Origin of the sequence: Ornithinibacter sp. (genome assembly GCF_035443565.1) — a bacterium.
GTDB lineage: Bacteria > Actinomycetota > Actinomycetes > Actinomycetales > Dermatophilaceae > Fodinibacter.
Map to the genome: position 1 here is coordinate 1 of NZ_DAORSO010000108.1, position 8,122 is coordinate 8,122.

General features: G+C 71.1%; 7 protein-coding genes. 4 read left to right on the forward strand and 3 right to left on the reverse strand.

Annotated features, from left to right (window positions below; all coding sequences use genetic code 11):
• Positions 1 to 157 precede the first annotated feature (157 nt).
• On the reverse strand, positions 158 to 2,320 hold the full coding sequence (locus tag PLL68_RS10770; RefSeq protein WP_324533947.1) for an ATP-dependent DNA ligase: 2,163 nt from the start codon (positions 2,318 to 2,320) through the stop codon (positions 158 to 160).
• 170 nt (positions 2,321 to 2,490) lie between these two features.
• Here PLL68_RS10770 and msrB point away from each other — a divergent pair, with 170 nt between their 5' ends.
• On the forward strand, positions 2,491 to 2,934 hold the full coding sequence (gene msrB, locus PLL68_RS10775) for a peptide-methionine (R)-S-oxide reductase MsrB (protein ID WP_324533949.1): 444 nt from the start codon (positions 2,491 to 2,493) through the stop codon (positions 2,932 to 2,934).
• Between the two features lie 191 nt (positions 2,935 to 3,125).
• A complete protein-coding gene (locus tag PLL68_RS10780; protein WP_324533951.1) occupies positions 3,126 to 4,058 on the forward strand; it encodes a type IV toxin-antitoxin system AbiEi family antitoxin domain-containing protein in 933 nt (310 codons plus the stop codon).
• A gap of 133 nt (positions 4,059 to 4,191) precedes the next feature.
• Here PLL68_RS10780 and hemQ read toward each other — a convergent pair whose 3' ends face one another.
• Positions 4,192 to 4,917, reverse strand: coding sequence for a hydrogen peroxide-dependent heme synthase (gene hemQ / locus PLL68_RS10785; RefSeq protein WP_324533953.1), 726 nt, complete (start codon positions 4,915 to 4,917; stop codon positions 4,192 to 4,194).
• On the reverse strand, positions 4,914 to 6,401 hold the full coding sequence (gene hemG / locus PLL68_RS10790) for a protoporphyrinogen oxidase (protein ID WP_324533954.1): 1,488 nt from the start codon (positions 6,399 to 6,401) through the stop codon (positions 4,914 to 4,916). The genes hemQ and hemG overlap by 4 nt, the downstream gene beginning before the upstream one ends.
• Positions 6,402 to 6,584: 183 nt before the next feature.
• Between hemG and PLL68_RS10795 the strand changes: the two genes are divergently transcribed.
• Both PLL68_RS10795 and arr read left to right on the forward strand, forming a co-directional pair.
• A complete protein-coding gene (locus tag PLL68_RS10795; protein WP_324533956.1) occupies positions 6,585 to 7,685 on the forward strand; it encodes a DUF4349 domain-containing protein in 1,101 nt (366 codons plus the stop codon).
• A gap of 12 nt (positions 7,686 to 7,697) precedes the next feature.
• Positions 7,698 to 8,122: NAD(+)--rifampin ADP-ribosyltransferase (gene arr / locus PLL68_RS10800; RefSeq protein WP_324533958.1), on the forward strand; the 425-nt coding region annotated here is incomplete at its 3' end.

Consider the following 8,122-nt stretch of genomic DNA (forward strand, 5'->3'; position numbering starts at 1 on the left):
GGGGTCAGCACGCGACGCGCGAAGTACGCAGCGGCGGCGAGCGACCCGGCGCCGCTCGCGACGGCCGTCGTCGCCCCGACTGCCGCACCGGCCACCGCGGCAGTGCGTACCCGACCACTGGTGGGCGTCGACGTCGACGACGACCTCGTCGACTGCGTCATGACCCGCCCCCCGCGAGCACTTCGGACAGGTCGTAGGACACCGGCTCGTCGAGCTGGTCGTACGTGCAGTCGGCCGGGCTCTTGTCGGGACGCCAGCGGGCGAACTGCGCGGTGTGGCGGAACCGCACGCCCTCCATGTGGTCGTAGCGGACCTCGACGACGAGCTCGGGGCGCAGGGGCGTGAACGACAGGTCCTTGCCGGCGGCCCACCGGCTCCCTGCCGCAGCCCGCGGGGTGCGGTTCCCCTCCTCGTGCGCCGCCCAGTTCCACGGGTGGTCCTCGAAGGTCGTGACGAGCGGCTGCAACTCATCGAAGAGCTCCTTGCGGCGGGCCATGGGGAACGCCCCGATGACCCCCACCGAGAGCAGCTGCCCGGCGTCGTCGTGGATGCCGAGCAACAGGCTGCCCACGAGGTCGTCACCGCTCTTGTGGGTGCGGTACCCCGCGACGACGCAGTCGGCAGTGCGTTCGTGCTTGATCTTGGCCATCGTGCGCTTGTCGGGCTCGTACGGCCCGTCGAGGGTCTTGGCCACCAGCCCGTCGAGACCAGCCCCCTCGAACTCGGTGAACCACTGGGCAGCCAGGGCCCGGTCAGTCGTCGCCGGGGTGAGGTGGATGGGGGCGCTCGCAGCGGCGAGAGCCTGCTCCAGCAGGGCCCGACGCTCGCTGAACGGTCGCCCGGTGAGGTCGTCGTCCCCGAGCGCCAGCAGGTCGAACGCGACGAACCGGGCGGGGGTCTCGACCGACAGCTTGGCGACCCTGCTGGCAGCCGGGTGGATGCGCTGGCTCAGCAGGTCGAAGTCGAGACGGTCCTCCCCCGGTCGCACGACGATGATCTCGCCGTCGACGACGCAGCGTTCGGGCAGGTTGGCCAGAGCGGCCTCGACGACCTCGGGGAAGTAGCGCGTCATCGGCTTCTCGTTGCGGCTGCCGATCTCGACGAGGTCGCCCGAGCGGAAGATGATCGAGCGGAAGCCGTCCCACTTGGGCTCGAAGCTGACGTCCTTGCCCTCCAGGGCGGCGATGCCCTTGACCGCCTTGGCGAGCATCGGCGGCACGGGCGGGACCACCGGCATCCCCCAGCGCTCGCGCTCGGCCGCGTCGCGTTCGGCCTTGGGCGGCATGTACTCGTCATCGGCCTTGTCGGTGCGCCGCTTGCTGGGCTGCACGCGCGGCGGCTCGCCCGGCATCTTCGGATAGTCAGGCGGGAAGTTGAGCTCACCGAGGCCCCGCTCGTCGACATCGCGCTGCCACAGCGCCAGTGCCCCGGACACGTCCCCGACGGCACCGTCGATGTCGGCCCAGGCATCACCGCGGTCCTCCAGGACGTCGGGCACGGTCAACACGGTGAAGTCGCCCGGGCTGACCGTCTCGAGCTCTGCCCACGTCACCGGCATCGACACCGGGGCTCCGGGCAGCGGCCGCGGGCTGTAGGGCGAGGCGATGGTGCGGTCACGGCAGGCCTGGTTGAAGTCGACGAAGACCCGTTCGCCGCGTTCCTCCTTCCACCACGAGGAGGTCACGAGGTCGGGAAGCCGGCGCTCGAGCTCGCGCGCGATCCCGATGACGCCGTGCCGCACGTCGAGGAACTCGTGCGTCGGGCCGATGCGGGCGTAGACGTGCACCCCCCGGTTGCCGCTGGTCTTGGCCCAGCCGGTGAGCCCCACCTCGGTGAGCAGTTCACGCAGCGCGACCGCAGCCTCCACGGCATCCGCGAACGTGCGCCCAGGCTGGGGATCGAGGTCGATGCGCAGCTCGTCGGGGTTGTCGTTGTTCGCCGTGCGCACCGGCCACGGGTGGTAGGTGACGGTGTTCATCTGCACCGCCCAGACGGCGCTGGCCACCTCGTCGATCACGATCTGCGCGTGGCGTCGACCGCTGGGGTAGCGGCACGAGACGGTGCGGACCCACTCGGGAAGACCCTTGGGAGGGTTCTTCTGGTAGAACTCCTCGCCCTCGATGCCGTCCGGAAAGCGCTGGAGGGTCACCGGGCGGTCACCGATGTGGTGGACCAGTGAGTCACCGACGGCCATGACGTAGGCCGCGAGATCACCCTTGGTGATGCCGGCATCAGGCCACATGAGCCGGTCCGGGCTGCTCAGGCGCACCTGACGGGGCCCGTTCGGGCCCTCGATCTCCAGCACCTGGGCATCAACCATGGCGCGAGCCTAACCAGCGGCACCGACACACGGGCCCGGGAAGCCTAGCCACGGCACCGAGGTGGGCCTGCGGGCCACGACATCCGAAGGGCGCCCTTCTCAGCGGGAACGATCCGAAGCGGGCGTTCGACAGTGGGAACCATCCGAGGTGGCTCGCTGTTGGTCCAGACATGACGATGAAACCGAGTGACCGTTCCTACGCCGTCGAGCGCACCGAGGAGGAGTGGAAGGCCGCCCTGTCCCCCGCGGAGTACCAGGTGCTGCGTCAGGCCGGCACCGAGCGGCCCTTCGTCGGCGAGTACACCGATGCCAAGACCGTCGGCACGTACGCCTGCCGGGCGTGCGGTGCCGAGCTGTTCACCTCCGAGACCAAGTTCGACAGCCACTGCGGCTGGCCGTCGTTCTTCTCGCCGCTCGCGGGCGAGTCGGTCGAGCTGCTCGAGGACCGGTCGCTGCCTGGACGCCCGCGCACCGAGGTGCGCTGTGCGACCTGCGGCAGCCACCTCGGGCACGTGTTCGAGGGCGAGGGCTACGACACGCCGACCGACCAGCGCTACTGCATCAACTCGATCAGCCTGACCCTGCACCCGAAGGACGAGCCCGCCGCTGGCTGACCCGCCTCGACTTTTCCTCCCCATGAGGCAAGCCCGAGGTTCGCAAGGGATCGCATCCCTTGCGAACCTCGGGTTTCCCATGTCCAGCACGGAGCGGCCGCGTTGTCCACAGGCCGGATGCCGTTCGCTCGTCATCCACAGGCCCCTCACCTGGCGTGCCCAGCACCTGCCGATTCGGCCATCGTGACGGGATGACGACGACGGTGGATCCCGCGCTGCGAGCTCTGGCCGCGGGGCAGCACGGGATGTTCACGCTGGCCCAGGCGCGCACGCTGGGTGTCAGCCCCTTGGTCCTGGAGCGTCTGGTCCGCGAGAACCGACTGCTCCATCCCGGCCGCGGGCTGTATGCCGTCACGGAGGATGTCGACCAAGCCCCTGAGCCATGGCACCGGCACCTCTGCGTGGGGGCGCACCTGCTCTATCGCGACGCGTCACTGACCAGCGCCAGCGCTGCACTGGCCCACGGCCTGCCCGTGTGGGGAGTCGATCTGAGCAGACCCGACCTGCATCGGCCTGTCGACCGCGCCGTCGGTGTCAAGGCGTTTCGGGTGCGGCCTCGACCGAAGAACCCCCTACGACCCGAGCCGGTCACCACCGAGCTTGGCCGCGCCGACGAGGTGGCCACCTCCGTCGTGCAGTTGGCCCTGGATCATGGTCCGGTGGCCGGCACCGTCAGCGCGGACAACGCCGTCCACCGAGGTCTGGTGACGATCGACGCGCTGACGACTGCCGGTGACCTGGTGGCGTCCTGGCCCGGGTCATCACGTGTCCGGTCCATGCTCGCCTTCGTCGACGGCCGGTCGGAGTCCGTGGGTGAGACCCGGTGCCGCATCGAACTCGTGACGCACGGCATCCCGCTGGTGCCGCAGGTGCCGATCCGTGACCGCGACGGGAACGTGTTCGCCCGGGTGGACTTCGTCATCGAGGGGTACAAGGTCGTCGTCGAGTTCGACGGGAGGGTGAAGTACGCCGAAGGAGACAAACAGGTGCTGTGGGATGAGAAGCGTCGCGAGGATCGGCTGCGCGCCCTGGGCTACCTCGTGGTGCGGATCACCTGGGCCGATCTCGAGCACCCCGGAGCGGCCGTTGCGAAGGTTCGGCGCGCGATGGCCCAGGCGGCCTGACCTGCCCGAGCCTTGACAAGGGAAACCCGAGGTTCGCCGGGGAAGGCTTGCCTTGCGAACCTCGGGCTTCCCCCATGGGGAGGAAAAGTCAGGCGCAGGGATTCGGGGTTGGGGCGCGGGACAGGGCTGGGGGTCAGCGCTGGCGGGCCACCAGGGTGCGCACGTCCACGCGCGGCCCCGTGTAGAACGGCACCTCCTCGCGCACGTGCATCCGGGCCCGGGAGGCCCGCAGCTCTCGCATGAGGTCGACGATGCGGTGCAGCTCGTCGGCCTCGAACGCGAGGATCCACTCGTAGTCGTTCAGGGCGAACGAGGCGATGGTGTTGGCGCGCACGTCCGGGTAGTCGCGAGCCATCTGGCCGTGTTCACGCAGCAGGTCGCGCCGCTCGGCATCCTCGAGCAGGTACCACTCGTAGGAGCGCACGAACGGGTAGACGCACACGTAGTCGCGGGCCTCCTCGTCGGCCATGAACGCCGGGATGTGGCTCTTGTTGAACTCCGCCGGCCGGTGCAGGGCGGCCACCGACCACACCGGGTCGAGGTGCTGGCCGTATGCCGTGCGGAGCAGCGCGTGGTAGGCCTCCTGGAGCGCCTCGATCGTCTCGGCGTGCCACCACACCATGACGTCGGCGTCGGCGCGCAGCCCGGCCACGTCATAGGTGCCGCGCACGACGACGTCCTTCGCGGCGAGGTCGGTGAACAACTCCTCGACCTCTGCCGCGAGGGCGTCGCGGTCCTCGTCGCCGATCGGCTCGGCCACGGCGAACACCGACCACATGGCATACCTGATCGTGTCGTTGATCTCGCGGATCCTGGCGGCGTTGGGGTTGCCTGGGACGGGTCGGGCTGACTCGCTCATGCGCGGTGCTCTCCTTGGTGCGGCGTGCTCGGGATGGTGCTCAGGTGGCTCAGGGCGGCTCGGGCCGCGCGGGTGGCGGAGGCGATGACGGCCGGGATACCGACCCCGTCGTAGGCGGCACCGGCCACCTCCAGGCCGGGCAGACGGGCGACGTCCGCGCGAACCGAGGCCACGGCATCCACGTGGCCGACGGCGTACTGCGGCAGCCCGCCGCCCCACCGCTGGACGTGCGCGTCGACGACCCGGGGCAGTGGGCGCCCCAGGGCCTCCCCCACCTCGGCGACGGAGACGGCGACGAGGTCTGCGTCGTCGCGCTGCAGCACGGCCTCCTCGCGCGCCCTGCCGAGCGAGGCCCGCAGGTGCACGACGTCGTCGGAGACCTCACCGGTCCACGCCCACTTGCGAAAGCTGAACGTGCTCGCCTTGATGGCGCGCCCTTCGACCGGCGGGACGAGGAACCCCGATCCCCGGACCTCCGCGAGGTCACGGCGTTCCACCGCGAGGGTCACGACGGCACTGGATGCCGTCTCTATCTCACCGAGCACGCGTGCCGCCACGGCTGCGTGGGGGGCCAGCAGTCGCGCGGCCGGTGACGGAGGCAGACAGAGGAGCACGGCATCCGCGTCGATCACCTGGGGGTCGGCGGCCGATCCGAAGGTCAGCCGCCAGCCGGCTGCCGTCCGCTCGAGAGCGCGCACCATCGCCCCGGTGCGCACCACCGCACCACGAGAGCGCAGCTCCTGCGCGACCAGGCCCGGAAGGCGCCCCACTCCCCCATGCAGTCCCGCAAACGGCGGGCGCGGGGGCTGCGGTGCCCGCGCGGGCGCGCTGACCGTCGCGCCACCGACATCGGATGCCGTGGCACCGGTTCGTGGGGTGAGCAGGCTCTCGCCGCGGGTCGCCCGTTCCCAGAGCACGGGCATCGTGGCCTGCAGGGAGAGCCGGGAGGCGTGCCCCGCATAGACCCCGCCGAGCAGCGGCTCGACGAGCCGGTCGACGACGGCTTGGCCGAGCCGGGCGCCGACGTAGTCACCGACGGAGACGTCGTCGTCGAGTGCACCGCCGGGCCAGGGCTGCTCGGCGCGCAGTCGGTCCACCTCGTCGGCGGTGAGCACGCCCAGCGCCGCGGCCGGGTCGGTGGGGACGCCCATGAGGGTGGCGGCCGGCATCGGGCGCAGGCTCCCCCGGCTCCAGATCGACGCCGACGTGGTCGCAGGGGTCACGAGCTCTCCCTCGGCACCGACGCGGGCGACGAGGTCGGTGGCCTCCGGGCGAACGGCCAACATCGACTCCGCGCCGACGTCGACGAGGTGGCCGCCCACGGCATCCCTCCGCAGCTTGCCGCCGAGGTCGGTGCTGCCCTCGAGGATCGTGACCTGGGCTGACGGCAGGGCCTCGAGCACGGCGAGCGCGCCGGACAGGCCCGCGATGCCGCCCCCGACCACGACGACCCGGGGCCGGGTCGAGAGGGTCGCCGAAGACATGTCCTCAGCCTCTCACGCAGCCCTGACGGCCCTGTCGCGAGGGCCGTCAGGATGTGACCCGAGCGCGTCGCAGTCGTGACCTGATCGAGACTCGCAACCGGGAACCTGAGCGGCGTGGCCAGCGCCTCACGACAAGGTGCCGCGACACGCAGCCACGGCGAGATCCCTGACGAAGGAGTCACCATGCGATCCCCAGCCCGCACAGTCCACCCGACGCTCCCTTCCCGACCGGCTGGCCGGTTCCGGGCCACGGCAGCGGTCCTCGCCCTCGCCGTGCTCGCCGTCAGCGGGTGCGGCGCCAGCGGCTGGGGTGATTCCGGGTCGGCGGACTCGGAAGCGGCCCCGGCGGCCGGGTCGGGGGCGGACCTGACGTCGAAGGGTTCCGAAGAGGGCGGTGCCGCGGTGACCGGGGAACAGTCGCAGCAGGACACGGTCGGTGGCGCCGCGCCAGAGCTCGGTGCAGTGGGCGTGAGCGACGTGGCCGCGAGCGTGGCCGACCGAAAGCTCGCCCGCCGTGCCGACATCTCGGTCACCGTCAAGGACGTCGATGCCGCAGCGACCAAGGTGCGCGCGATCGCGAGCGCTGCCCAGGGGCTCGTCCTGGCCGAGTCGGTGGCGAGCGAGTCGGACATCGCAGCGACGGGCGGCTTCAGCAGCATCACGATCTCGGTGCCGACGGACCAGCTCGATGCGACCCTCGACAAGGTGGCCGCGATCGGCAAGGTCCACTCCCGCAACACCTCGACGGAGGACGTCACCGCCCAGGTCGTCGACACGCAGTCGCGACTGAAGACGATGCAGGCCAGTGTCGATCGGGTCCGGGCGCTGATGCTCCAAGCCACGAAGCTCGGTGAGATCGTCACGCTGGAGGCCGAGCTCTCACGCCGCCAGGCAGACCTCGAGGCGCTGCAGTCACAGCTCGCGCGCCTGCAGGACTCGGTCGCACTGGCACCCGTGGAGGTGCGCCTCAGCACCGATGAGCAGGTGCTCGCGGATGCCGTGGACGACACCGGGTTCCTCGCCGGGCTGGCAGCGGGGTGGCGGGCCTTCACCGGTTCGGTGACCGTGCTGCTCACCGTGCTCGGCGCGTTGCTGCCGTTCGCGGTGGCGGGGATGCTTGTCATCGCGCCGGTCGTGCTGTGGCTGCGCCGGCGCCGCGCACCCGGCGCCGACCCCGTTTCCGCCGCCGCCGCGCCGGCCGCTGGCCTCGTTCCCGCTGCCGCCGCTGCCGCCGGTTCGGCCGGAGCCACTCAGGCCCCGACCCAGCCACCCGCCGCGAGCTGAACGGAGCACCGCATGGACCATGCAGCCAGCGACCGCACACCCGTCACCTACGACACGTGTGATCAGGTGAGCGGTCCGTTCCTGCACGGCACCAAGGCCACGCTCGAGCCCGGGGTCGACCTGGTCGCGGGCCACGCCTCCAACTTCCAGGACGGTCGGGTCTCCAACAACATCTACTTCACGACGCTGGAGTCCACGGCGGCGTGGGGCGCCCAGCTGGCCGCGGCCCGCGCGGGTCTGGACGATCGAGGCCACATCTACGTCGTCGAGCCATTGGGCCCCTTCGAGGACGACCCCAACGTCACCGACAAGCGTTTCCCGGGCAACCCCACGCAGTCGTACCGGACACGGTCCGCCCTGCGGGTGATCGCGGAACTCGACGACTGGCAGGCTCACCCGCCCGAGGCGCTGGCCACCATGCTCGACAACCTCGCCCG

Bases quoted from the DNA above. Each gene is read 5' to 3' on its own strand.
- PLL68_RS10795 (WP_324533956.1), top strand. From the start codon at position 6,585: ATGCGATCCCCAGCCCGCACAGTCCACCCGACGCTCCCTTCCCGACCG.
- msrB (WP_324533949.1), top strand. From the start codon at position 2,491: ATGACGATGAAACCGAGTGACCGTTCCTACGCCGTCGAGCGCACCGAG.
- PLL68_RS10770 (WP_324533947.1), bottom strand. From the start codon at position 2,320: ATGGTTGATGCCCAGGTGCTGGAGATCGAGGGCCCGAACGGGCCCCGT.
- PLL68_RS10780 (WP_324533951.1), top strand. From the start codon at position 3,126: ATGACGACGACGGTGGATCCCGCGCTGCGAGCTCTGGCCGCGGGGCAG.
- hemQ (WP_324533953.1), bottom strand. From the start codon at position 4,917: ATGAGCGAGTCAGCCCGACCCGTCCCAGGCAACCCCAACGCCGCCAGG.
- hemG (WP_324533954.1), bottom strand. From the start codon at position 6,401: ATGTCTTCGGCGACCCTCTCGACCCGGCCCCGGGTCGTCGTGGTCGGG.